The organism is Mergibacter septicus (genome assembly GCF_003265225.1).
Classification (GTDB): domain Bacteria; phylum Pseudomonadota; class Gammaproteobacteria; order Enterobacterales; family Pasteurellaceae; genus Mergibacter; species Mergibacter septicus.
In genome coordinates this window covers 1,631,647-1,657,874 of sequence record NZ_CP022013.1, presented here as the reverse complement: position 1 = coordinate 1,657,874, position 26,228 = coordinate 1,631,647, and the positions used below count along the sequence as shown (strand labels likewise).

At 38.7% G+C, this 26,228-nt stretch carries 18 protein-coding genes, 2 tRNA genes and 3 rRNA genes; 15 read left to right on the top strand and 8 right to left on the bottom strand.

All coding sequences use genetic code 11. The annotated features are described in order from the left end of the window. Nucleotides 1-25 precede the first annotated feature (25 nt). The 3 genes from cpxR (at nt 26) to CEP47_RS07740 (ending at nt 3,887) form a co-directional block, all read left to right on the top strand. Nucleotides 26-742, top strand: coding sequence for an envelope stress response regulator transcription factor CpxR (cpxR, locus tag CEP47_RS07750; protein WP_261920183.1), 717 nt, complete (start codon nt 26-28; stop codon nt 740-742). 83 nt (nt 743-825) lie between these two features. Continuing rightward, complete coding sequence (gene cpxA, locus CEP47_RS07745; RefSeq protein ID WP_261920184.1) at nt 826-2,232, top strand: envelope stress sensor histidine kinase CpxA; 1,407 nt, start codon at nt 826-828, stop codon at nt 2,230-2,232. Between the two features lie 233 nt (nt 2,233-2,465). After that, a complete protein-coding gene (locus CEP47_RS07740) occupies nt 2,466-3,887 on the top strand; it encodes an alanine/glycine:cation symporter family protein (protein ID WP_261920185.1) in 1,422 nt (473 codons plus the stop codon). A gap of 59 nt (nt 3,888-3,946) precedes the next feature. Here CEP47_RS07740 and trpS read toward each other — a convergent pair whose 3' ends face one another. From trpS to glmU, 5 genes are all read right to left on the bottom strand, one after another. Continuing rightward, entirely contained in the window at nt 3,947-4,948 is a 1,002-nt protein-coding gene (gene trpS, locus CEP47_RS07735; protein WP_261920186.1) for a tryptophan--tRNA ligase, read from the bottom strand. 25 nt (nt 4,949-4,973) lie between these two features. Beyond that, nucleotides 4,974-5,633 carry a phosphoglycolate phosphatase gene (locus tag CEP47_RS07730; protein ID WP_373463104.1) on the bottom strand — a complete coding sequence of 220 codons (660 nt, stop codon included), beginning with the start codon at nt 5,631-5,633 and terminating at the stop codon, nt 4,974-4,976. A 4-nt stretch (nt 5,634-5,637) separates the two neighbouring features. Beyond that, nucleotides 5,638-6,330 (bottom strand): ribulose-phosphate 3-epimerase, encoded by a 693-nt coding sequence (gene rpe, locus CEP47_RS07725; RefSeq protein ID WP_261920187.1) that lies wholly within the window; start codon nt 6,328-6,330, stop codon nt 5,638-5,640. 392 nt (nt 6,331-6,722) lie between these two features. Further along, nucleotides 6,723-8,231 carry a PTS transporter subunit EIIC gene (locus CEP47_RS07720; protein WP_261920188.1) on the bottom strand — a complete coding sequence of 503 codons (1,509 nt, stop codon included), beginning with the start codon at nt 8,229-8,231 and terminating at the stop codon, nt 6,723-6,725. A gap of 71 nt (nt 8,232-8,302) precedes the next feature. Beyond that, the gene (gene glmU / locus CEP47_RS07715; RefSeq protein ID WP_261920189.1) at nt 8,303-9,673 is read right to left on the bottom strand and encodes a bifunctional UDP-N-acetylglucosamine diphosphorylase/glucosamine-1-phosphate N-acetyltransferase GlmU; all 1,371 of its coding nucleotides are present in this window, start codon (nt 9,671-9,673) and stop codon (nt 8,303-8,305) included. Between the two features lie 182 nt (nt 9,674-9,855). Between glmU and CEP47_RS07710 the strand changes: the two genes are divergently transcribed. Further along, entirely contained in the window at nt 9,856-11,757 is a 1,902-nt protein-coding gene (locus tag CEP47_RS07710) for an ABC transporter ATP-binding protein (protein ID WP_261920190.1), read from the top strand. A gap of 18 nt (nt 11,758-11,775) precedes the next feature. Here CEP47_RS07710 and selB read toward each other — a convergent pair whose 3' ends face one another. Further along, entirely contained in the window at nt 11,776-13,632 is a 1,857-nt protein-coding gene (gene selB, locus CEP47_RS07705) for a selenocysteine-specific translation elongation factor (protein WP_261920191.1), read from the bottom strand. Next, a complete protein-coding gene (gene selA / locus CEP47_RS07700; protein ID WP_261920192.1) occupies nt 13,629-15,032 on the bottom strand; it encodes an L-seryl-tRNA(Sec) selenium transferase in 1,404 nt (467 codons plus the stop codon). Before selA ends, selB begins: the two co-directional genes overlap by 4 nt. Nucleotides 15,033-15,153: 121 nt before the next feature. Between selA and CEP47_RS07695 the strand changes: the two genes are divergently transcribed. Next, nucleotides 15,154-15,248, top strand: a tRNA-Sec gene (locus tag CEP47_RS07695). Between the two features lie 43 nt (nt 15,249-15,291). Here CEP47_RS07695 and tusA read toward each other — a convergent pair. Next, nucleotides 15,292-15,534, bottom strand: a complete 243-nt coding sequence (tusA, locus tag CEP47_RS07690; protein WP_261920193.1) for a sulfurtransferase TusA — start codon at nt 15,532-15,534, stop codon at nt 15,292-15,294. 55 nt (nt 15,535-15,589) lie between these two features. Between tusA and pepQ the strand changes: the two genes are divergently transcribed. The 10 genes from pepQ (at nt 15,590) to rrf (ending at nt 26,168) form a co-directional block, all read left to right on the top strand. Further along, nucleotides 15,590-16,921, top strand: coding sequence for a Xaa-Pro dipeptidase (pepQ, locus tag CEP47_RS07685; RefSeq protein ID WP_261920194.1), 1,332 nt, complete (start codon nt 15,590-15,592; stop codon nt 16,919-16,921). 34 nt (nt 16,922-16,955) lie between these two features. Then, nucleotides 16,956-17,570 (top strand): YigZ family protein, encoded by a 615-nt coding sequence (locus CEP47_RS07680; RefSeq protein ID WP_261921041.1) that lies wholly within the window; start codon nt 16,956-16,958, stop codon nt 17,568-17,570. A 13-nt stretch (nt 17,571-17,583) separates the two neighbouring features. Continuing rightward, the gene (gene hemG, locus CEP47_RS07675; RefSeq protein WP_261920195.1) at nt 17,584-18,117 is read left to right on the top strand and encodes a menaquinone-dependent protoporphyrinogen IX dehydrogenase; all 534 of its coding nucleotides are present in this window, start codon (nt 17,584-17,586) and stop codon (nt 18,115-18,117) included. Between the two features lie 17 nt (nt 18,118-18,134). After that, the gene (locus CEP47_RS07670; protein ID WP_261920196.1) at nt 18,135-18,605 is read left to right on the top strand and encodes a low molecular weight protein-tyrosine-phosphatase; all 471 of its coding nucleotides are present in this window, start codon (nt 18,135-18,137) and stop codon (nt 18,603-18,605) included. A gap of 360 nt (nt 18,606-18,965) precedes the next feature. Beyond that, nucleotides 18,966-20,615 (top strand): sodium-dependent transporter, encoded by a 1,650-nt coding sequence (locus CEP47_RS07665; RefSeq protein ID WP_261920197.1) that lies wholly within the window; start codon nt 18,966-18,968, stop codon nt 20,613-20,615. A gap of 2 nt (nt 20,616-20,617) precedes the next feature. Further along, nucleotides 20,618-20,710: a methionine/alanine import family NSS transporter small subunit gene (locus CEP47_RS07660; RefSeq protein ID WP_261920198.1), complete on the top strand. Its 93-nt coding sequence runs from the start codon at nt 20,618-20,620 to the stop codon at nt 20,708-20,710. A 455-nt stretch (nt 20,711-21,165) separates the two neighbouring features. Further along, nucleotides 21,166-22,703 (top strand): 16S ribosomal RNA (locus CEP47_RS07655). A 69-nt stretch (nt 22,704-22,772) separates the two neighbouring features. Continuing rightward, a tRNA-Glu gene (locus tag CEP47_RS07650) sits at nt 22,773-22,848 on the top strand. 185 nt (nt 22,849-23,033) lie between these two features. Further along, nucleotides 23,034-25,933: ribosomal RNA gene (locus tag CEP47_RS07645) — 23S ribosomal RNA — on the top strand. Between the two features lie 119 nt (nt 25,934-26,052). After that, nucleotides 26,053-26,168, top strand: a 5S ribosomal RNA gene (gene rrf / locus CEP47_RS07640). The 16S, 23S and 5S rRNA genes sit together here with 1 tRNA gene alongside, the layout of an rRNA operon. Nucleotides 26,169-26,228 lie beyond the last annotated feature (60 nt).

Sequence of the window (26,228 nt, the reverse complement as noted above, 5' to 3'; positions counted from 1 at the left end):
AGTTTTATTAATAAGGAATATGCCTATGTCTAAAATTCTCTTAGTTGACGATGATATTGAATTGACAGAATTACTTGCTGAAGTTTTGTCAATGGAAGGTTTTGAGATTGATATTGTTCGCAATGGTGAAGAAGCTTTAACTAAATTAGATATTAGCTATGATCTGATTTTGCTGGATATTATGATGCCCGTTTTAAATGGGGTTGAAACATTAAAACGGATTCGTCAGAAATATTCTACTCCAGTTTTGATGTTAACCGCTCGTGGTGATGATATTGATCGAGTTTTAGGATTAGAATTGGGAGCAGATGATTATCTTCCTAAACCTTTTAATGATAGAGAATTAGTTGCACGTATCAAAGCTGTTTTACGCCGTAGTTCAATGAAAATGAACTCTCCTGTGTCAGATTTTGAAATTAATAATTGTGAGGAGCGTAAGCAAGTAGAGTTCAATGGTATTGTGCTTTATCCGGGCAGACAGCAGGCAACTTATCACGATCAGGATCTGGATTTAACAGGAACAGAATTTGCATTATTACAAATATTAATGCGTAATCCCGGGCAGATTTTATCCAGAGAATTGTTAAGCCTTGAAATTCTTGGAAAACGTTTAACCCCTTTTGATCGTGCAATTGATATGCATATGTCTAATCTTCGCAAAAAATTACCTGCACGTGATGATAATCAGCCTTGGTTTAAAACATTGAGAGGGCGAGGGTATTTATTAGTGAGTGAAAAATAAATTAGCTTGATCACACAACATCATCTTTATAATGGAAAAAAGCGAACTTAGCTTTTTTCCATTTATTATTAGATAGTAGAAATATGAAATATCCTAAATTTCTAAAAAAAACAAATTCCCTTACCAGCCAAATCTTTTTATTTGTATGGCTTTCCTTTTTCTCTTTATACTTTTTTGTTGAGCTTTTATTTAATTTTGATGCGAGGAGTTATAATAATATTGAGGATAATGAGCTGCATAGCTATTTAAGTGAAATAGATAAAATATCTAAAGAAGGGCGTTTTAATGAATTATTAAATAGCTCAAAGAGAATTCCTTCCAAAAATCGTTTTGATAATAATTACCACTATTATCCTATTCTGGTGGATAAACACAATAATCTGATTGGCACCTATGATGAAGAAAAAAAAGATTTACAACAATTTGTTTTTAATACATACCAAGCTAGTATGCCACAGAAAAAACGCTTTTATGATAAGGAAATTATTGGTCCTTTCACGATTGAGATACCAAAAACAAATGATGAATATCAAGCATATTTTGTCCATCGTGTGAACCCACAGCGGGAGTTTGTAAATTTACTTTTTGATCATCCTTTGCTGATGGTTTTATTGATTATGCTGGTAACTTCACCTTTATTACTCGTTTTATCCCGAAAAATTGCTAAACCACTCAAAGCATTACAGCGTTCTGCAAATGAAGTAGCGAGAGGAAATTTGAGTGTAAATAAAAATCTGGAAAATACAGGGGCTTATGAATTTCGTTTAATTGGTCGAAGTTTCAACGATATGATTCGTTCGTTACAAGAAATTAATAATTCACAACAACGCCTTTTTTCAGATATTTCACATGAATTGAGAACACCATTAACACGTTTACAGTTGGCTTCTGCGTTGATTCGACGTCGTAGTGGCGATTCTGCTGAATTGATTAGAATTGAAACAGAAACAGAACGTTTAGATAAGATGATTAATAGTTTATTGTTGCTTTCAAGACAGCAATTAAATAGTCATTTGCTCCATAATATTTTTCCCATTCATGAAATTTGGGACGATGTTATTGCTGATGCACATTTTGAATGTGAGCAACGGGGGTTAGAGTTAATCGTCCATAATCATATTGCGACTAATAAAGCATTATTAATTAATGGGAATTTGAGTATTCTTTCTAGTGCAGTAGAAAATTTAATTCGTAATGCGGAGAAATATGCGAAGAACCGTATTGTCATTACTATTCGATTAAGCCATAAAAATCAGATTAAGATAGTTGTTGATGATGATGGAGATGGTGTAGATGAAAGCCAGTATCAACAAATTTTTAAACCTTTTTATCGTGTTAATAGTGATCGAGATTGGCAAACTGGTGGTACAGGTTTAGGGTTGGCAATTGTCGATAATGCAGTTCGTCAACATCAAGGAAAAGTGAAAGCAAGTAAAAGCCCACTTGGAGGATTAAGGATTGAACTTCTTTTCCCATTATGGAATGAGTAACTATCTAATTTTTATTATTTTTTTGTAAATAAAAAATTTTCATGCCAAAAGTTTAGATTTTCTCTAAATTTTTGGCATTTTCTTTATTATAAAAAGCAATAACCTTGTATTTTTGTTAGAAATTGTGATATTTTCAAATACCTGCCTTTATTATCCTAGCTAACGAAGAAATAATGCTAAATTGAATAAGGTAGCTCGTCATTGTAATTAATTTAATAAAAAAGGAGGGGCTTATGAGCTTTATTGAGAAGTTTCATATGTATATTAATGCAATTAACGATCCTTTATGGAACATAGTTGTTATTGTGTTATTGGGGACTGGTATTTATTTTACTCTTACAACATTTTTTGTACAAATTCGTTTACTTCCTCAAAGCTTTCGAGAAATGCTTAATGGGCGTAGCGGAGATACTAAACACGCGATTACGCCATTTCAAGCTTTTGTAACGGGATTAGCAAGCCGTGTCGGAACGGGTAATATTGCTGGGGTAGCGATTGCAATTAGTTTGGGTGGTGCAGGTGCTGTTTTTTGGATGTGGATTACCGCATTAGTTGGTATGAGTAGTGCTTTTGCAGAATCTTCGCTTGCACAGCTTTTCAAAGTAAAAGATAAAACAGGTATCTTTCGTGGTGGTCCCGCTTATTATATTACTTATGGGTTAAAACAACGTTGGTTTGCGTATATCTTTGCAATTTCATTAATCGCAACTTACGGTTTTGTCTTTAATGCAATTCAATCAAATACGATTGCAGATGCGGCAAAAACTGCTTGGGATTGGTCGCCAGAAGCGGTAGGGATTGCTTTAGTCTTAATTACGGCACCTATGATTTTTGGTGGTATTCGCCGTATTTCACGTATTGCAGAAGTGTTAGTACCGATAATGGCACTGCTTTATTTACTGCTTGCACTGTATATTTTAGTAACTAATATTAGTTTAGTGCCAGCGATGTTTAGCAAAATTTTCCGTGAAGCATTTAATTTCCAAGCTGCTGCTGGTGGTTTTTTAGGCGGATTTTTCTCACAAGCAATGCTATATGGAATTAAACGAGGTTTATTTTCAAATGAAGCAGGTATGGGGTCTGCACCGAATGCGGCTGCAACCGCTGATGTTAAACACCCAGCGAGTCAAGGCTTAATTCAAATGTTAGGCGTTTTTGTTGATACCATTATTATTTGTTCTTGTACTGCAATTATTATTTTATTATCTGGGGATAATGTTGTTTCTTCACATAAAGGGGCTGAATTAACCCAATTTGCGATTGCTGCACAAGTTGGAGAATGGGGTAAAGATTTCTTAGCTATTGTTATCTTTATGTTTGCTTTCTCTAGTATTATTGGTAACTATGCTTATGCTGAAAGTAACATCTCTTTCTTAAAAAATAACCGTACCTTAATGACTATTGTACGTACTTTAGTCTTAGCTATGGTCTATTTTGGTGCTGTGCAAAAAGTTGAATTAGTGTGGGATATGGGGGATACCTTTATGGGAACCTTAGCCTTAATCAACTTGACTGCGATTTTATTACTTTCACCAATCGTGATTACGATTTTAAAAGATTATCAAAGTCAATTAAAAACGACAAAAGATCCTGAATTTAAGCTTAATAAATATCCAGAATTAATGAAAAGAATTAAAAGTGATATTTGGAAATAAGTGTTAAGCTAAAGTAAATTAAAACCCTCAAAATTGAGGGTTTTTTTATATTTATTCTATTAAGCAACAAAACCTACTGCTTTATATACAGCTTCTAGCGTTTCTTTTGCTTTAGCTCTGGCTTTTTTGGCACCTTCTTGAATAATTTGATCTAAAAGGGCTTCATTGTTACGGAAGTGGTGGTAGCGTTGTTGTAATTCAGTCAACATAGTTGATACTTCTTCTGCAACGGCTGTTTTCAGATGACCATACATTTTTCCTGCAAATTCTTCTTCTAATTCAGCAATACTTTTTTCTGAAACCGCAGAGAGAATATCTAATAGGTTTGAGACACCCGGCTTATTTTTTTGATCATAGCGTACCACTGGTGGTTCATCAGAATCAGTTACTGCACGTTTAATTTTTTTTGCAACAGCTTTTGGATCTTCTAATAAGCCAATGACATTATTACGGTTATCATCAGATTTAGACATTTTTTTCTCTGGTTCAAGTAATGACATAACTCTTGCTCCAGATTTTGGAATGAATACTTCAGGGGTTTGGAAAATATCACCGTATAACGCATTAAAACGTTGGGCAATATCTCGTGTAATTTCTAAGTGCTGTTTTTGATCATCTCCAACAGGTACGAGAGTAGTTTGATATAACAAAATATCTGCTGCCATTAATACAGGATAGGTAAATAAGCCTACACTCACACTTCCTTCATAACGTGTTGATTTATCTTTAAATTGGGTCATACGTCCCATTTCACCAAAGTAAGTGTAACAGTTTAATACCCAAGCTAATTGAGTATGCTCAGGAACGTGGGATTGGACAAAGATAGTGCTTTTTTCTGGATCTATACCGCAAGCGAGATAGAGTGCTAACACATCTAAGGTTGCTTTGCGTAATGCAACGGGATCTTGGCGAACTGTAATAGCGTGTAAATCAACCACACAAAATAAGCAATCATAATCCTCTTGCATCTTAACCCACTGGCGTAATGCCCCTAGATAATTACCTATTGTTAATTCACCCGATGGTTGTACACCACTAAATACGATTGGTTTTTTACTCATTGTTTATTCCTAAGGTTTATTCATTTTATATGATGGTTAAAAGTTGCTCAAAGTTATCAAATACCCAGTCTGGTTTAGCTTCGGCAATAGGTATGTTGTAGTTATATCCATAAGTTAAGCCAACGACAGGACAACCTGCGGCTTTCGCTGCAAGAATATCATTTTTAGAATCACCAACAAATAATAACTCTTGTGGCAGAATACCGAATTTACCACATAAATAATATAGTGGTGCAGGGTGTGGCTTGATTGCTGGTAATGATTGCCCGCCTAATGTTTCTGAGAATAGGTGATCAATACCAAATGCGGATAAGACAGGTTGGACGTGGCGAGTTGGTTTATTGGTTACCACAGCGAGGGTATAACCTTGTTGTTTGAGTATCGTTAAGGTTTCTTTTACCTGTGGATATAAACGACTAACATTGCATAAATTTTGTGCATAGTGGTGATTGAAACGCTCTTTAATCTGATCTTTAGTGGTTTGATCAAAGACTTGTCCTGTCCATTCAATGGCACGTTCAATTAAAATATCAGCCCCATTTCCAATCCAAGTGAGTACTAAACTTTCATCTGCTGGTGGTAAATTAAACTCAGCGAGTGCGGAATTAACCGATAGAGCAAGATCTGGCAAGCTATTTACCAATGTGCCATCAAGATCAAAACCAATAACTTTAAATTTTTGCATAATATTAAACCTTTAATTCACTTTTATTTTTTACTTTAGCTAACTCTTGTCGCATTGATTCAATCACTTTTCGATAGTCTGGTTGCCCAAAAATAGCTGAACCTGCTACAAACATATCTGCCCCAGCTTTTGCAATCTCAGCGATATTGTCAATTTTAACACCTCCATCTACTTCTAAACGGATTTGTCTGCCACTTTCATCAATTCTACGTCTTACAGCAGCAATTTTTTCTAAGGTGTGTGGAATGAATTTTTGTCCGCCAAACCCCGGGTTGACTGACATTAATAAAATAATATCGACCTTATCCATCACATAATCAAGGTAGTGTAATGGCGTAGCTGGATTGAATACTAATCCAGATTGGCAACCTTGCTCTTTAATTAGTTGTAAAGTGCGATCAATATGTTCACTCGCTTCTGGGTGAAATGTAATTGAGTTTGCACCTGCTTTGGCAAAATCAGGAATAATCCGATCAACGGGTTTTACCATTAAATGGACATCAATCGGTGCGTTAATACCGTAATCTCGTAGAGATTGGCATACCGCTGGACCAAAAGTAAGATTTGGTACATAGTGATTATCCATTACATCAAAATGAATAACATCTGCACCAGCGGTCAATACGGCTTTAACATCATCACCTAGACGGGCTAAATTGGCAGATAAAATCGATGGTGCAATTAAATAGGGCTGCATATTGATCACCTTAAATATTTAATAATGAATAAAAGATATTAGGATAATGTTGATATTTTATGCCTAAACATTTGAAATTCACTATATTTCTATAAATTTATGTTTTCTTGTTTAAGTTACTTATTATAGATAGATTCAGCAATAAAATAAAAAATTATCAGGCTTCTGATTAATCATATTATGTTTATCATTGTATGCGTATTGCATCAGATCGTAGAATGCTAGTGTTTGCCTGCAATAATTCTTTATTTGAGTAGAACGAGATTTTAGTTAGTGTACCCCTTTATGTTTTAAACTTTAAGGTGTCATCTCCTTTTAATCTAATAAAAAAACTTCTCTTTAATTGAAAGATTAAAGAGAAGTTGATTGCTATAAATCGGGTTTTTAAGAAATTAATCGTTAATGCCTAATAGGCTATTTATTTCTGTTTTATAGAGAATGGCTTTTCCGCCAAAGATTGCTTGAACTCCACCAGCGACATCAAAGACTGCCGTTGCACCTAATTGTTTGAGGCTTTCTTTATCGACTAATTTAGGGTCTTTAACTGCCACTCGTAAGCGTGTTGCACAGGCATCAACATCTTCTAAGTTTTCAGCACCGCCAAAGGCAGTAATAATTTTTTTAGCGATTTGTTGGATAGAGGGATTACCTAGCGTTGCTGAGTTTTTATCTGCGTTATCATCTAAATGCCCTGGTGTGGCGATATTGAATTTTTGGATTGCAAAGCGGAAGCTAAAGTAATACAGAAAGAACCAAACAATTCCAACAGGAATAACATATAGCCAATGGGTGCGACTTTCGCCTTGTAAAATACCAAATAAGGTAAAATCAATCACTCCACCAGAGAAAGTGTTTCCAATGCGGATATTTAAAATATCGGCAATTAAAAATGAAAGACCGTCTAAAAAGGCGTGCCAAACATAAAGTAGGGGAGAAACAAAGAGAAACATATATTCCAGTGGTTCGGTAATACCTGTTACAAATGACGTTAAGGCAACCCCAAAAAATAAACCAGCATATTTTTTTCGCCGAGATTTGGGTACGCAGTGGTACATTGCTAATGCTGCACCGGGTAAGCCAAACATCATAGTATCAAAACGACCTGCAAAATAACGTGTTCCGTGAGTAAACATACCAGTGAAGTTAGGATCAGCAAGTTCGGCGAAGAAGATTTTTTGTGCCCCTTCATAAGTAACACCAGCTACTTGCTCAACACCACCTAAAGGGGTGTACCAAAAAAGTGGATAGATCACGTGATGTAAGCCCAACGCACCAGAAAGTCGCATAATCATACCATATAAGAATGTGCCAAAAGGTCCAGCTTCAGCGATCACTTTTCCTGATGCTACCAGCCAATGTTGTACTGGTGGCCAGATGACAAAAAAGAATGCACCCACTGCAATAGCCGCAAAGGCAGTTGCAATTGGAACAAAGCGAGAACCGCCGAAAAAGCCTAAAAATTGAGGGAGTTCAATATTATGGTAGCGATTGTGGAGCCATACGGTAATTGCGCCAATAATTAAGGCACCAATTGCTCCTGTATCAATCGCAACAATGGGTTGTCCCTCAGGAGTAAAAATGGTGAGTAAACTTTTAATCGTTGCATTCATTACTAGGTAGCCCACGACGCCCGCCAAAGCAGCAGTACCTTTATCTCGTTGCGCTAAGCCAATACATAATCCAACAGTGAGTAATAAAAATAAGTTGGCAAACACAACCTCACCTGCAGAGGTCATTACCTGAAAAATGGCTTGTAGTGTCGGATTATTTAACATTGGATAGGCTTGTAAAGTGGCAGTGTTTGATAAAGCACCACCAATTCCCAATAACAATCCAGCTGCAGGTAGAATCGCTATCGGTAACATAAAAGATTTACCAATTTTTTGTAATGTTTTGAACATATTTTCTTCCTAAATGGTTTGAATATTTTACTCGTCTTTTGAATTAGTTGTGGATACCACTTGAAGAGCGTTTATTTCTTTTTCTGTGGCCGTTGCCAATTTTGAATGTGGCGTTGTGGTACTCGAGTGATGACAAGTTCATTTTCACCAATATTTTTTGTAATGGTTGAACCTGCCCCTATGGTGGCACCATTCTCAACTTTAACGGGGGCGATGAGTTGTACATCTGAGCCAACAAAAACATTATCACCGATAAGTGTTTCTGATTTATTCGCACCATCATAATTACAGGTAATGACTCCAGCCCCTAAATTACATTTTTCTCCTACTTTTGCATCGCCAACATAGGCTAAGTGATTAATTTTGGAACCTTTACCAATCACAGCTTTTTTGATTTCAACAAAATTACCAATATGAGTGTCGGCAGCGAGTTTCGCCCCGGGACGGAGACGAGAGAATGGCCCAATTTTGGCTGCTTGTCCAATGGTGGTATCTTCTAAGATCGAATATGGTTTAATTTCTACATCATCACTAATTTCAACGTTTTTTAATAGGCAGCCCATACCGATTTTTACACGGTTGCCTAATTTGACTTTACCTTCAATCACGACGTTTGGATCAATTTCCACATCTTTACCATGTTCTAATTCACCACGCAGATCAAAACGTTGTGGATCAGCAAGCATCACGCCCGCTAATAATAATTTTTCCGCTTGTTGGATTTGGTAGTAACGTTCTAAGCGAGCTAGTTGTAAGCGGTTATTTGCACCTTCTACTTCCAAAAGATTGGCTGCTTTTACCGATACCACTGGGCAGCCATCTTGATATGCAAAACCAATAATATCGGTAATGTAGTATTCTTGTTGTGCATTATTATTGTCTAAGCGAGCTAGCCAGCGTTTGAAGTCAGCACCACTTGCCACCATCACACCTGTATTGACTTCATTGATTTTTAATTGTTCAGGAGAGGCATCTTTTTGTTCAACAATACCAACAATCGTATTTTGTTTTCTTAAAATACGCCCATATCCAGTGGGATCATCTAGTTCGACAGTTAATAAAGCAATTCCGTGATCTGGTTTGGCTGCAAGTAAACGTTGTATTGTTTCGGGGGTAATTAATGGGGTATCACCATAAAGCATCACAATGTTTTCATTATCTTGAAAATAGGGAGTGGCTTGTTGCATTGCGTGTCCTGTTCCCAGTTGTTCGGCTTGTAAAATCCAATTTACTTTTTCATTTGCCAAGCGTTGTTGGAGTATGTCGGCACCATGACCATAAATTAGATGGATATTTTCAGCACCTAATTGCTTTGCTGTATCAATAACGTGTTTTACCATTGGTTTTCCTGCAATGTGATGTAAAACTTTTGGTAAATCTGAATACATTCTGGTGCCTTTGCCTGCAGCTAAGATTACGGCACTGAAAGGTAAATTTGTCATTAGGTCCTCTCAAAATAGGTTATTTCGATCAAAAATTACTGAAAAGTGTAGCATATAGGCAGTAAAACTGCATCTTAGGTATCATTGATAAAGATATTGCCTATTTAATGCTAATGATCAGTTATAATAGCTAGACGTATCTTTGGTATTAAATCAAATATTTTTAAAAGACAATTAAAAGAATGTTACTTTTTACGAATTTAACCCTTAAACGTGGGCAAAATATATTATTAGATCAAGCAAATGCAAGTATTGCCCCGGGGCAGAAAGTTGGGCTAGTAGGCAAGAATGGGTGTGGTAAGTCCTCTCTATTAGCCTTATTAAAGGGGGAAACCAATGCTGAAAGTGGAGAAATTAAATTTCCAGCTAATTGGGCGATAAGCTGGGTTAATCAAGAAACCCCTGCTTTAGAAATATCAGCTTTGGAGTATGTTATTCAAGGTGATCGAGAGTATTGTCGTTTAAATGCTGAATTAAGCATTGCTATGGAGAAAAATGATGGGCATAAAATAGCGACTTTGCATACTCAATTAGACACAATTGATGCTTGGACGATTCAAGCAAGAGCTGCAACCTTATTACATGGATTAAGCTTTGACACCTCTCAATTGACACAACCAGTGAAAGCGTTTTCTGGTGGTTGGCGAATGAGATTAAACCTCGCCCAAGCCTTATTATGTCGTTCTGATTTATTGTTACTAGATGAACCAACTAACCATTTAGATTTAGATGCGGTAATCTGGCTAGAACGTTGGCTTATGAATTATCGAGGTACTTTGGTGCTAATTTCTCACGATAGGGATTTTCTTGACCCTATTGTGAATAAGATTATTCATATTGAACAAGCTAAATTGAATGAATATAGCGGTGATTATTCCTCTTTTGAAGTTCAGCGTGCAACGAAACTTGCCCAGCAAAATGCGCTTTATCATCAACAGCAACAGAAAATAGCCCATTTACAGCAGTTTATTGATCGTTTTAAAGCAAAAGCAACTAAGGCAAAACAAGCACAAAGTCGGATTAAAGCATTGCAGCGTATGGAATTAATTGCTCCTGCTCACGTTGATAATCCTTTTTCTTTTTCTTTCCGTCCACCTTTATCTTTACCTAATCCTTTGTTATCAATGGAAAAAGTGAGTGCTGGTTATAGTGAGGAGATAATTTTATCTTCGGTAAAATTGAATCTTGTCCCGGGTTCTAGGATCGGTTTGCTAGGGAAAAATGGTGCAGGAAAATCTACATTAATTAAATTATTGGCAGGTGAGTTATCCCCTTTATCAGGGCAGGTTCAGTTAGCAAAAGGCGTACAATTAGGTTATTTTGCGCAGCATCAATTAGATACTTTACGAGCTGAAGAAACCGCCCTGTGGCATTTACAAAAATTAGCGCCTCATCAGACAGAGCAAGAGTTACGAGATTATCTTGGTGGTTTTTCTTTTCAAGGGGATAAGGTGAAACAGGCGGTAGGGCAATTTTCGGGTGGGGAAAAAGCACGTTTAGTCTTAGCATTAATTGTTTGGCAACGCCCGAATTTATTATTACTTGATGAACCGACCAACCACTTAGATTTGGATATGCGACAAGCATTAACTGAAGCATTAATGGATTATGAAGGATCGTTAGTGGTGGTGTCGCATGATCGGCATTTGTTACGTAATACGGTTAATGAGTTTTATTTAGTGCATGATCAGAAAGTCGAGAATTTTGATGGTGATCTAGAGGACTATCAAAAATGGCTGAATGAACAAGCGGTGGTAAATCAGAACTCAACATCAGTTAAAACAGAATCTCAACATAGTGCAAGTAATCGTAAAGAACAGAAACGTAGGGAGGCAGAACAACGTCAACAAACGGCACCCTTGCGTAAGCAACTAACTCAGTATGAACAGCAATTAGAAACGCTATCGATGCAGTTGCAGCAAATTGAGCATAGTTTAGCGGATAGTGAGTTATATCTTGCTGAGAATAAAGTGAAATTAACCGCTTTATTAGCAGAACAGGTAAACTGTAAACAAGCGTTAGATAATGTGGAAGCATTATGGCTTGAGACGCAAGAACAGTTAGAAATTATGATGGCAGATTAGTCTGCCATTAGGGTTGATCTAGAAAAGTTCATCATCTCGTAGGAAATGTTGGTTTCCTTTACGTCGTAAAAAACCAATACGATCAAAAAATTCGATTAATTGTACTGTTAATTTACGCCCATAGTTAAGTTGATCTCTTAGTTGATTGACGGATATTGCTCCCTTTTGTTGAATATGTTGGCGGATAATTTGAGCTAATTTGTGGATATCTTCGGTTAAATAGAAGCGATCTTTAACAATAGGAATTGCATAGCCTAATTTTCCTGCTTTATAGAGTAAATTTCGCATAAATGTTTCATCAACCTCTAAGAGGTTAGCCATATCTCTTACCCAAATTGGTTGGTTAGTTTGGGTAAATTGCCGTTGTACTAATTGCCAATAATCCAATTCCTCTTTTTCAAAACTAAGTTGATAATCCGCTAGGTGTAGCCAGCCTCTTGTTTGGCTCACTATACGTTGTTGAATTAATTGATCGATAAAGTGATAGATTAATTCAGTAGGTTGATTGACTGCTGCTATTCTTGCCAATCTTGCTCGACTAACGCCTAGTTGGTCTGGGTTAGTTTGATGGAAACTTTGTAAACTGTGTACGATTTTCTGTTGATATATTTTTTGATATTCGGTTGAGAATAACCAATTTCGATAGGAGAGTATTGTAGATGAATGTAATAGTTGATCGAGTTTTTCTGGCAATAGTTGTTCAATCCAGAGGATATAATCTTTCGACCGAGGGATATGTTGAAGGTAAAGCGATAAACGTTGGCTAACAGATTGAGTTTGTCTTAACTGATCGAGATAGGTTAGGCGTTCTACACTTCGTTTATAGCGTTTAGGGGAGTCAATTTCTAAAACAGTTCCACCTGCAATAGTTTGTTTGTCGTCTCCACTTCGAATGATTATTTTGTCATTAAAAGTTAAAGCAAGCGGAGTATCTAATAATAATTCTGCCAGTGCTGTTTCACCAGCGATTAGATTATTACAGCTGAGTAAAGTGAGTTTTGCAACACAGCGACTACAAGAATGGTAAATATGCACAACTTGATATTCTTTTAAAGGGTGTTGAGCGGTGATTGATAAGCTAACTCTGTCGGTTAAATGTGGCGGATATTCAGATAGCCATTCCCCTCGTTTTAGTTGTTCTTTACTCAGTTCCGTTGCAATATTTAAGGCAAGGCGTTGTTCTGCTATCCCTAGTTGACTAGGTTGGTTTTGAGCGTGGATAGCTTTGACACGAACTTGTTTACCATTAGAAAGATATAGCGTTTGTTCTGGTTGCACTTTTCCTGTATAAGCTGTACCTGTTACCACCGTACCAGCACCTTTGACACTAAATACACGATCGATAGCGTAACGAAAAGGTTGTGTAAGTTTGAATTGAATTTTGTTACTTGATAATTGGGTTAAATATTCTTTTAGGTTTGCAATTCCTTCACCTGTATAAGCGGCAGTAATAAAATAGGGGTGAGTTGTTAAATATGGGAAGGTATTTTGGATCTGTAATAGGCGTTGTTGTATTTGACTGGTGCTTACTCGATCTGCTTTGGTGATAACTAATATAATGTGTTGTATTTGTAATAAGCGTAGGATTTGTAAATGTTCAATTGTTTGTGGTTTGATACCCTCATCTGCGGCGATAACTAACATTGCATATTCTATGCCACCCACACCAGCCAACATATTAGCTAAGAATTTTTCATGTCCGGGAACATCGATAAAGCCTAATGTTTTTTCAGCTAAAGGCAGATAGGCATAACCTAAATCGATCGTCATACCTCGTTTTTTTTCTTCGGGTAAACGATCTGTATTCGTTCCAGTTAGTGCTTGAATTAATGTTGTTTTACCGTGATCAACATGCCCTGCGGTAACAATAATCATAGTTGTGCTAATTCCTCTAATATTTGGCTAAAAGTATGGGGATTTGTCTGCCAACTGCGACAATCTAGCCATAATTTATCCGCTTCTATACGTCCAATCAGTGGTGTTGGTAGCTGTTTTAAACGATCTACCAGTTTGCGTAAATCCTGACTTTTTGCAACTTTGGGTTGTAATGTAACTGCAAGAGATTCAAGCCTTGCCATTGGTTGTGAACCACTGCCAATTTGTGCTTCACTAGGTTCTATTTTAATCTCAAATTTTTCTGACAGTTTGTGGTGTAATTGGCGTTGTAACTGAATGGCATTTTGTTCTAATGCAAAGATTGGGGTGGTAAGTCGGTTTAATGTCGGGAGCGTTTGGGCTAAGTTTTCAGGTTCTAGATACAGACGTAAGGTCGCTTCTAGCCCACTTAAGATTACCTTATCACAGCGTAAGACCCGTTTTAGAGGGTGAACTTGTAATTGATCGATTAAATGTTGTTTACCTACAATAATCCCTGCTTGTGGACCACCTAATAATTTATCTCCTGAAAAACAGATTAAATCAACCCCCTGTTTCACTCGGCTTTGGACAGTGGGTTCAGCGGGTAAATGATATTGCGTTAAATCAATTAATGCTCCACTGCCTAAATCACTAACAACAGGGATACCTTTTTCTTGACCTAAGGCAACGAGATCTTGTTCTTCGACACTATGAGTAAAGCCCATAATTTGGTAATTACTTGTGTGGACTTTAAATAAAAAGGCAGTATTTTCATTAATTGCATTAGCATAATCGGTTAAGTGGGTACGATTAGTTGTGCCAACTTCCACTAACGTACATCCAGCTTGTGCCATAATATCGGGAATACGAAAAGAACCACCAATCTCAATTAATTCACCACGTGAAATAATCACTTCTTTTCCTTTCGCAAAAGTAGCAAGTAAGAGCAATACGGCAGCTGCATTGTTATTGACAATGCAAGCGGCTTCAGCACCAGTTAATCTGGCTAGTAGATGACTAACAGCTTGATCTCGATGACCACGTTGTCCATTTTTAAGATCAAATTCTAATGCAACGGGGTGTTGCATTGCTTGTAAAGCAGCTTGTTGAGCTGTTTCTGCCCAAACGGCTCTGCCTAAATTTGTATGTAGAATTGTACCAGTTAGATTTTGTACTTTTTGCATTTTAACTTGGCGTTGTTGAGATAACTGATTGCTTAACATTAAATAGAATTGGTTTTCATCTAAACAAAAATTGGGTAATTGTTGCTGTTGTTTGATGTTATCTCGAGCCTGTTTCAGAAGATAACGGCACTGTTCTAAAACGGCTGTTCTACCAAAAATATTAATTAACTCAATTCCTTTTTCTTGCGATAATAATTTATCAACTGATGGTAATTGTTGATAGAGTGAGGACATACTGTTGCTCCACTGTATGATTAAGAAGATGTTTTAACCCATTATTCTGCTGTTTTCATTAAGAAATAGTACTTTTTTTCTTGAGATTTTTGAGTAAAATAGCCATTCTTTTCATATTGAAGGAAGGTCGGCGTTTCCGGTGAAACGGCAGGACTTCAAATCCTGTTAAGGTTGCCAGCAATCTTGGGTGGGTTCGACTCCCATTACCTTCCGCCAAATCTTTTTTAAAGTCTCTCTGAGAAAGATCTGATTAAATAGATTAGCTTTTTCCTTTTTGTAGCCAATAACGATATGGTGGAGTGGTATTTTCTTGTTGTAATAAAGTATGATCCATAAATTTACAAAATCCTGGAATATCTCGAGTTGTTGCAGGATCATCAGCAATAACTAATAAAATATCGCCGTCTTGTAAGGATCTCACCGCTTTTCTAACTAACATAACGGGTTCGGGACAACGTAATCCACAAGTATCTAACGTTTGCGTAATCATAAATTCGGTCATATCATAATATCTCGTTAATTCGTTATCAATTTATCATACCTTAAAGGTCGTTTTGATGAAAAAATTATTTCAACAGCATCTCGATCAAGTACAACAATATTTTCAACAAGCACTTTCTCGTTGTCATCTAGATGGTGTTTGGATTCATGCAGGGATTGAACACAATCATTTTCTTGATGACCAAGTTCAACCTTTTAAAATAAATCCGTATTTTAAGTATTTTGTTCCACTTACTAATGCCGTGGAAAGTTGGCTTTTTGTTGATGGGATAAATAAACCAAAACTCTATTATTATACACCTCAAGATTATTGGCATTGTTTTGAGTCAAAACCAGAGCTATTTTGGTGTGATTGTTTTGAATGGATTATTATAACTGAGTTATCAGAAATTAAAAATCAGATCAAAGATGTAGAACATTTTGCTTACATTGGTGAAGATATTTCTCTTGCAACTGAACTTGGGTTTACAGCGATCAATCAGCGGAAATTATTGAATTATATAGACTATCATCGTGCTATCAAGACTGAATATGAAATTGCTTGTATTCGTCAAGCTCAAGAAAGTGCGTTGGTTGGACATTATGCGGCTAAACAAGCCTTTTTAGAGGGGAAAAGTGAATTTGAGATTAATCTTGCGTATTTATATGCTACGCAACAGACGGATTATGAGGTGCCTTATCAAAGTATTGTTGCAATCAATCAACATGCGGCAATTTTGCATTATAACCGTTTACAGCGTGAACCACCGAAGCAATCCTTGAGTTTTTTATTTGATGCGGGTACACAAGTAAATGGCTATGCCTCAGATTTGACTCGCACTTATGCTTTTGATTCAGCAAGTGAGTTTGCTGAATTAATCCAGAAAATGGAGAAATATAAGCGAGAGATTATTGCTGAAATGCAAGTTGGTTATAACTATTTAAGTTACCATACTCAAATGCAGCAAAATATTGCGGAATTATTGTATGAAAGTGGTTTAGTTAAACTTTCAGTCGATCAAATTTTTGATCAAGGTATTAGTCGCAGTTTTTTTCCTCATGGTTTAGGGCATTGTTTAGGCTTGCAAGTACATGATGTTGGTGGATTTTTACAAAATGAGCGAGGTACACACAAAGCCCCACCTACCATTTATCCTAGTTTACGTTGTACTCGAGATTTGGTACCAAATATGGTTTTAACGATTGAACCGGGATTTTATTTTATTGATATGCTGCTTGAACCTTGGCGAAATTCTGCATTAAGTGCCAAATTTAATTGGCAACAAATTGAACAGTTTAAACAATACGGTGGAATTAGAACGGAAGATAATATTGTGATGCGAGAAACTGGTGCGGAAAATCTCACAGAACAGGCAGCATTAGCGATTGATCAATTACCTAACCAATAATATGCGATGTTAACTTATAATGAATTAAAAAATTATTATGCAATACCCTGTTTTAAAAAATCCTGTTGTTTTTGAAGAAGAAATTAAAAAAAGTCGCTTTATTACTTATCTGCGGCGAGTAAATGGCTTGGCAGAAGCTAGAGCTTTTTGGCAAGAGATGCGAGAGACTTATCCAACAGCTCGTCATCATTGTTGGGCAACCGTTGCAGGGCGACCGCAAGACAGTGGACAATATGGTTTTTCTGATGATGGAGAGCCAACTGGTACAGCAGGAAAACCAATGCTAAACGCCTTAATTGGGAGTGGTATTGGAGAAATTAGTGTGGTGAGTGTACGTTATTTTGGTGGTGTTCTACTCGGAACAGGTGGCTTAGTGAGAGCTTATGGAAATGGCGTACAACAGGCATTAAAACTGGCTCAAACAGAGATCAAAATTGAAAGAAGTGATTACCAACTGGTTTGTTCTTATGAACAGTTAAATCGGATTTTGGCGATTATTCCACAGTATCAAGTTGAACTGTATCACCAAGATTTTACTGAGGTGGTTAGGCTAACACTTGGGATAATAGAACAACAACGCCCAAGTTTTGAACTTACATTACAAAATATGTCTGCAGGACAGCTTACTTTAACAAAAATTGAACCTTAATAGAGTTTGAAGTATGAAAACCTTAATTTTATATCTTAGTTATGATGGACAAACTAAAAAGATTGCAGAAAAGATTGCTACACAATTGGAAAAGACAGAGCAAGTGACATTGCGAAATTTGATTGATGTAACCGATTCAGAGCTTGCTATTTTTGATCGAATTTTGATTGGTGCTTCTATTCGTTATGGGAAATTTCATCCACAGTTAAGTTATTTTATTCAACAAAATAGTGAGATCTTAAATCAAAAAATTAGTGCTTTTTTTAGTGTTAATCTAACTGCACGTAAAGCAGGAAAAAATAGTCCAGAAACCAATGTTTATACACGAAAATTATTGGCAAAGATCGCTTGGCAGCCAAAATTAGTTGCTGTTTTTGCGGGAGCATTATTTTACCCAAGATATAGTTTATTTGATCGGACGATGATCCGTTTTATTATGTGGTTAACTGGTGGTGAAACGAATCCTACTAAGGAAGTAGAATATACAAACTGGCAGCAGGTAGAAGAATTTGCTGATCAATTTGCTAAGATCACGGATTGTCAATAATGAAATAAGGAGGATATATGCAGCAGATAGCGGTGTTATTTGTTTGTCTTGGTAATATTTGCCGTTCGCCGATGGCAGAATTTATTTTTAAAGATAAGGTGAAAAAAGCGGGGTTAAGCAAATATTTTTCTATTAGTAGTGCGGGTACATCAGGTTGGCATAATGGCGAAACAATGCATTGTGGTACGGCAGAGTTATTAGAACGCCATCAAATTGAGAGTAATGGTTTTCGTAGTCGTCAGGTAAGTAAAGAAGATATTCAAAAATACCATTATCTAATCGCAATGGATGAGAGTAATCTCAAGGATTTAGAACAATTATTCGGACAACATCAGAAAATTTTTAAAATAACAACATTATGTCAAGATTTACCTAAAGATCATATTCCTGATCCTTGGTACACAAAAGATTTTGATGAAACATATCGTTTGTTAGATCGTTGTTGTGATCAGCTCTTGCTAAAAATATGTCGTGATTTTAAGTTGTAAATTATTATTTTTACTTAAAATTGAATTTTTTAATCAAAAATGCTTAAAAAATTAACAGATTTTAATTTTTTTACCATAATGATAGAGTTTTTATGTGAAAAAGTTAAGAATTCTAAAGAGTGTAAGTTTATCATTTTTTATATCTAGATTAGCTAAAATTTAGCAATTTAAAAATCTGAAAAATATTAATTTTCTAGAATTATATACTGAAAAAATTCTTTAAAATCCTCAAAAAATCCTTATTTATCAATATGATCTGTTATTTTTATATTGACTGTAAATTAAGATTAATTATAGTTGATATAGAACCTTTATTGTTAGGTTTGGGTAAATTATAAAAATAAAAAAGAGGATAGAGATATGAGCAAGCCAGTTACTAGTGTTCGAGAGACTTTTTCTAGTCGTCGAGCATTTATTTTTGCTGCAGTAGGATCTGCGGTTGGATTAGGAAATATTTGGCGTTTTCCATATGTTGCTTATGATAATGGTGGTGGTGCATTTATTATTCCTTATGTTGTGGCATTATTGACTGCAGGTATTCCGCTACTATTTTTAGATTATGCGATTGGGCATAAATTCCGTGGCTCCCCACCTTTAGCATATCGTCGTTTATTTAGTGGTATGGAGACGATTGGTTGGTGGCAAGTACTGATTAATGTTGTTATAGGTTGTTATTATGCTGTAATCATTGGATGGGCAATTTGTTACACCTATTTTTCTATTGATCAGGCGTGGGGAAGTGATCCATCTGGATTTTTCTTTGGGCAATATTTGAAAATGTCACAAGATGCGGGAGTATCGTTTGATTTTGTACAAGGGGTTACATTACCTTTGGTTGCTGTTTGGGTTATTGTAATTGGTATTCTTGCTTTAGGTATTCAAAAAGGATTAGCGAGATCATCGTCTATTTTTATTCCATTGTTAATTGTAATGTTCTTAGTTTTAGTTGCTATTTCGTTAACATTACCGGGTGCGGCAAATGGATTAAATACACTCTTCACACCAAATTGGTCAAAATTAACAGATGCATCAGTTTGGGTAGCGGCTTACGGGCAGATTTTCTTCTCTTTATCCGTTGGCTTTGGAATTATGTTAACCTACGCCTCTTATTTAAAGAAAAAAGAGGATTTAACAGGCTCTGGATTAGTCGTTGCTTTTGCGAATAGTAGTTTTGAAATTCTTGCTGGTATAGGTGTTTTTGCTGCTTTAGGTTTTATGGCTTCAATCTCTGGAAAAGGTGTATCTGAAGTAGCCACTTCTGGTATCGGTTTAGCCTTTATTGCATTTCCAACTATTATATCTCAAGCACCAGCTGGTCAGATAATCGGAATTTTATTCTTCGGTTCTTTGGTTTTTGCAGGTTTAAGTTCTTTAATTTCAATTCTTGAAGTAGTGATTTCCTCTGTTCAAGATAAATTAGGAATGAAACGAGTAAAAGCAACTTTAGTTACTTGTATTCCAATGGCAATTATTTCAATTTTGTTATTCCCAACAACAACAGGATTATCATTATTAGATGTTGCAGATTCTTTTGTAAATAATTTTGGTATTGTAGCTGCTACTTTAGTGTCAACAATAGTCTTGGTTGCTGGATTAAGTGCGTTACCAAGTTTGCGTAATCATTTAAATGCAACAGGATCTTTCAAGTTGGGTAGAAAATGGCAGTTATTTATTGGTGGTATTACACCTGTTATTTTGGGATATATTTTAATTACAGAAGCAGTTAAGCGTATTTCTGAAGGATATGGTGGTTACCCAAGTTGGTTTGTTAATACTTTTGGTTGGGGAATGGCGATAGGATTGATTGTAATCGCTTATTTGTTGTCTAAAGTTAAATGGTCAGCACATTCTGCATTGAATGAACATGATATTGATGGTTCACCTATTTCACCACCTATTTTAGATCGACAATTAGATCAAGCGGTAATTGAAGAAAGAGAAGCAGAAGGTTTAATTGTTGCATTACAAGATGGACCAGTGGCTCAAATTACAAAAGTAGAAGGAGAATAATAATGAGTGCAAGTGCAATTTTAATGATGATGGTTGCGTTAATCATCATCTGGGGTGGGCTGATTTTGGCAATTAGACATCTATTACAAAAATAACAATAATTTATTCTGAAGCCACACATTGTTTATTAAATCAGTGTGGCTTTCTTAATAAAAAGTTTATAAAAAGAACAAGTTGTTATAAAAAACATCAAACACGAAAAAAAATAAAAAAAATTATAAAAAAGCCTTGCAAGACAAATAAAAATCTCTATAATGCCGCCTCACGCAACGACGGCAGGAAAACAGTAAAAAAGATTAATTGAAAAATCTTGATTATTGTTTAAATTAGAAAAAGTTTTTATTTTTTTAATTAAACGTTGTTGACAGTGGTAAGGTAAGTAAGTAGAATATGCGACCTCGCTCTCTCAAGCGAGGCTTGAGATAATGTTCTTTAAAAAATCATCAGACAATCTGTGTGGGCACTTGGAGGCGTTGAGGCGTCCGAGAGTGCTGAAGAAGAAGTCAGTAAGAGCGGATGTCGATTCAAGAATTGAAAGATTAAAAAGATTAAATTGAAGAGTTTGATCATGGCTCAGATTGAACGCTGGCGGCAGGCTTAACACATGCAAGTCGAACGGTAGCAGGTAAGTACTTGTACTTATGCTGACGAGTGGCGGACGGGTGAGTAAAGCTTGGGAATCTGGCTTATGGAGGGGGATAACCATTGGAAACGATGGCTAATACCGCATAGTATCGAGAGATTAAAGGGTGGGACTTTTTGCCACTTGCCATAAGATGAGCCCAAGTGAGATTAGGTAGTTGGTGGGGTAAGGGCCTACCAAGCCGACGATCTCTAGCTGGTCTGAGAGGATGGCCAGCCACACTGGGACTGAGACACGGCCCAGACTCCTACGGGAGGCAGCAGTGGGGAATATTGCGCAATGGGGGGAACCCTGACGCAGCCATGCCGCGTGAATGAAGAAGGCCTTCGGGTTGTAAAGTTCTTTCGGTGATGAGGAAGGTGTATTGTTTAATAGATAATGCAATTGACGTTAGTCACAGAAGAAGCACCGGCTAACTCCGTGCCAGCAGCCGCGGTAATACGGAGGGTGCGAGCGTTAATCGGAATAACTGGGCGTAAAGGGCACGCAGGCGGATGGATAAGTGAGATGTGAAAGCCCTGGGCTTAACCTGGGAACTGCATTTCAGACTGTTCATCTAGAGTTTTGTAGAGAGGGGTAGAATTCCACGTGTAGCGGTGAAATGCGTAGAGATGTGGAGGAATACCGGAGGCGAAGGCGGCCCCTTGGACAAGAACTGACGCTCATGTGCGAAAGCGTGGGGAGCAAACAGGATTAGATACCCTGGTAGTCCACGCTGTAAACGATGTCGATTTGGGGGTTGGACATAGTTCTGGCTCTCGTAGCTAACGTGATAAATCGACCGCCTGGGGAGTACGGCCGCAAGGTTAAAACTCAAATGAATTGACGGGGGCCCGCACAAGCGGTGGAGCATGTGGTTTAATTCGATGCAACGCGAAGAACCTTACCTACTCTTGACATCCTAAGAAGGTCTTAGAGATAAGACTGTGCCTTCGGGAGCTTAGAGACAGGTGCTGCATGGCTGTCGTCAGCTCGTGTTGTGAAATGTTGGGTTAAGTCCCGCAACGAGCGCAACCCTTATCCTTTGTTGCCAGCGATTAGGTCGGGAACTCAAAGGAGACTGCCGGTGACAAACCGGAGGAAGGTGGGGATGACGTCAAGTCATCATGGCCCTTACGAGTAGGGCTACACACGTGCTACAATGGCGTATACAGAGGGAGGCGAAGCTGCGAAGTGGAGCGAACCCCAGAAAGTGCGTCGTAGTCCGGATTGGAGTCTGCAACTCGACTCCATGAAGTCGGAATCGCTAGTAATCGCGAATCAGAATGTCGCGGTGAATACGTTCCCGGGCCTTGTACACACCGCCCGTCACACCATGGGAGTGGGTTGTACCAGAAGTAGATAGCTTAACTGCGAGGGGGGCGTTTACCACGGTATGATTCATGACTGGGGTGAAGTCGTAACAAGGTAACCGTAGGGGAACCTGCGGTTGGATCACCTCCTTACCGAAAAGAGGTCTTTGGGTGCTCACACAGATTGTTTGATGGGAAGTAAAGAAGGGTATCGTCAAATGTGTCCCCATCGTCTAGAGGCCTAGGACATCGCCCTTTCACGGCGGTAACCGGGGTTCGAATCCCCGTGGGGACGCCATTTGACGGTATCTTTACGATACATTGTTCTTTAAAAATTTAGACACAAGCAAAGAAACGAGAAGAGTACTCAAGCGACCGAGAGGTTGTGAAGTATTTGAGAGAAGAAGTGTTGAAGCGAAAGGCGATACTTCTGATAAGCATCAACCACAAAGGCAAAGTAAATCAAAGCATTTGAGGTTGTATGGTTAAGTGACAAAGCGTACACGGTGGATGCCTAGGCAATCAGAGGCGAAGAAGGACGTGCAAATCTGCGAAAAGCGTGGGAGAGTCGATAAGAGGCGCTATCATCCCACGATATCCGAATGGGGAAACCCGATAGATGAAGAATCTATCATTCCTTTGTGAATCCATAGCAAAGGAAGGCAAACCGGGAGAACTGAAACATCTAAGTACCCCGAGGAAAAGAAATCAACCGAGATTCCGTCAGTAGCGGCGAGCGAACGCGGAAGAGCCGTTAGAGATAATAATAAAGCTAAAAGAAGTGGCTGGAAAGCCAAACCAAAGAGGGTGATAGTCCCGTATTTGAAAGCGTTATTATGGTACTAAGCTAACAACAAGTAGAGCGGGACACGTGATATCCTGTTTGAAGATGGGGGGACCATCCTCCAAGGCTAAATACTCCTGATTGACCGATAGTGAACCAGTACCGTGAGGGAAAGGCGAAAAGAACCGTGGCGAACGGAGTGAAATAGAACCTGAAACCGTGTACGTACAAGCAGTGGGAGCCCCTTTTAGGGGTGACTGCGTACCTTTTGTATAATGGGTCAGCGACTTATATTTTGTAGCAAGGTTAACTGAATAAGGGAGCCGAAGGGAAACCGAGTCTTAACTGGGCGATAAGTTGCAAGGTATAGACCCGAAACCCGGTGATCTAGCCATGGGCAGGTTGAAGGTTGGGTAACACTAACTGGAGGACCGAACCGACTACTGTTGAAAAAGTAGCGGATGACTTGTGGCTGGGGGTGAAAGGCCAATCAAACCGGGAGATAGCTGGTTCTCCCCGAAATCTATTTAGGTAGAGCCTTGAATGAATACCTTTGGGGGTAGAGCACTGTTTCGGCTAGGGGGCCATCCCGGCTTACCAACCCGATGCAAACTCCGAATACCAAAGAGTAATGTTCAGGAGACACACGGCGGGTGCTAACGTCCGTCGTGGAGAGGGAAACAACCCAGACCGCCAGCTAAGGTCCCCAAGTCTATATTAAGTGGGAAACGAAGTGGGAAGGCTTAGACAGCTAGGATGTTGGCTTAGAAGCAGCCACCATTTAAAGAAAGCGTAATAGCTCACTAGTCGAGTCGGCCTGCGCGGAAGATGTAACGGGGCTAAATATAGCACCGAAGCTGCGGCATCAGACATCTGTCTGTTGGGTAGGGGAGCGTTGTGTAAGCCGTTGAAGGTGAATCGAGAGGTTTGCTGGAGGTATCACAAGTGCGAATGCTGACATAAGTAACGATAAAGGGGGTGAAAAACCCCCTCGCCGGAAGACCAAGGGTTCCTGTCCAACGTTAATCGGGGCAGGGTGAGTCGGCCCCTAAGGCGAGGCTGAAAAGCGTAGTCGATGGGAAACGGGTTAATATTCCCGTACTTGGATAAACTGCGATGTGGGGACGGAGTAGGTTAGGTTAGCGTACTGCTGGATATGTACGTTTAAGTTGGTAGGTGGGTGAACTAGGCAAATCCGGTTCACCGCTAACACTGAGAAATGATGACGAGACACTAAGGTGTTGAAGTAACTGATACCACACTTCCAGGAAAAGCCACTAAGCTTCAGGTTTATCTAAACCGTACTGAAAACCGACACAGGTGGTCAGGTAGAGAATACTCAGGCGCTTGAGAGAACTCGGGTGAAGGAACTAGGCAAAATAGCACCGTAACTTCGGGAGAAGGTGCGCTGGCGTAGTGTGAAGTTCTTCGCGAATGGAGCATGAACCAGTCGAAGTGACCAGCTGGCTGCAACTGTTTATTAAAAACACAGCACTCTGCAAACACGAAAGTGGACGTATAGGGTGTGACGCCTGCCCGGTGCTGGAAGGTTAATTGATGATGTTATCGCAAGAGACGCATCTGATCGAAGCCCCAGTAAACGGCGGCCGTAACTATAACGGTCCTAAGGTAGCGAAATTCCTTGTCGGGTAAGTTCCGACCTGCACGAATGGCGTAATGATGGCCAGGCTGTCTCCACCCGAGACTCAGTGAAATTGAAATCGCCGTGAAGATGCGGTGTACCCGCGGCTAGACGGAAAGACCCCGTGAACCTTTACTATAGCTTGACACTGAACATTGAATTTTAATGTGTAGGATAGGTGGGAGACAATGAAGATGAGACGCCAGTCTTGTTGGAGTCAACCTTGAAATACCACCCTTTAACGTTTGATGTTCTAACGAAGCACCCGCACAGGTGCTCGGACAGTGTCTGGTGGGTAGTTTGACTGGGGCGGTCTCCTCCCAAAGTGTAACGGAGGAGTACGAAGGTTTGCTAATCACGGTCGGACATCGTGAGGTTAGTACAATGGTATAAGCAAGCTTGACTGCGAGACAGACACGTCGAGCAGGTGCGAAAGCAGGTCATAGTGATCCGGTGGTTCTGCATGGAAGGGCCATCGCTCAACGGATAAAAGGTACTCCGGGGATAACAGGCTGATACCGCCCAAGAGTTCATATCGACGGCGGTGTTTGGCACCTCGATGTCGGCTCATCACATCCTGGGGCTGAAGTAGGTCCCAAGGGTATGGCTGTTCGCCATTTAAAGTGGTACGCGAGCTGGGTTTAGAACGTCGTGAGACAGTTCGGTCCCTATCTGCCGTGGGCGTTGGAGAATTGATTGGGGTTGCTCCTAGTACGAGAGGACCGGAGTGAACGCACCGCTGGTGTTCGGGTTGTGTCGCCAGACGCATTGCCCGGTAGCTAAGTGCGGAAGAGATAAGTGCTGAAAGCATCTAAGCACGAAACTTGCCAAGAGATGAGTTCTCCCAGTCTATAAGACTGTAAGGGTTGTTTAAGACTAAGACGTAGATAGGCGGGGTGTGTAAGTGTAGTGATACATTGAGCTAACCCGTACTAATTGCCCGAGAGGCTTAACCATACAACGCTCAAATGTTTTGGGGAGTGGGTACTCTTGAAGCTTGTGGCTAAAAAAACAAAGAACAAAAAATAACGAAACAACAAATAATAAACAAAAAACAACAAGATAAAAAGAATTTTCCCGGTGGTCATAATGCAGTGGTACCACCTGATACCTTGCCGAACTCAGAAGTGAAACGCTGTGATGCCGATGGTAGTGTAGGGTCTCCCTATGTGAGAGTAGGGTACCGCCGGGGTTAATCAAATTAGAGAGAAAAGCACAAACATAAGTTTGTGCTTTTTTTATAGCTAGTGAA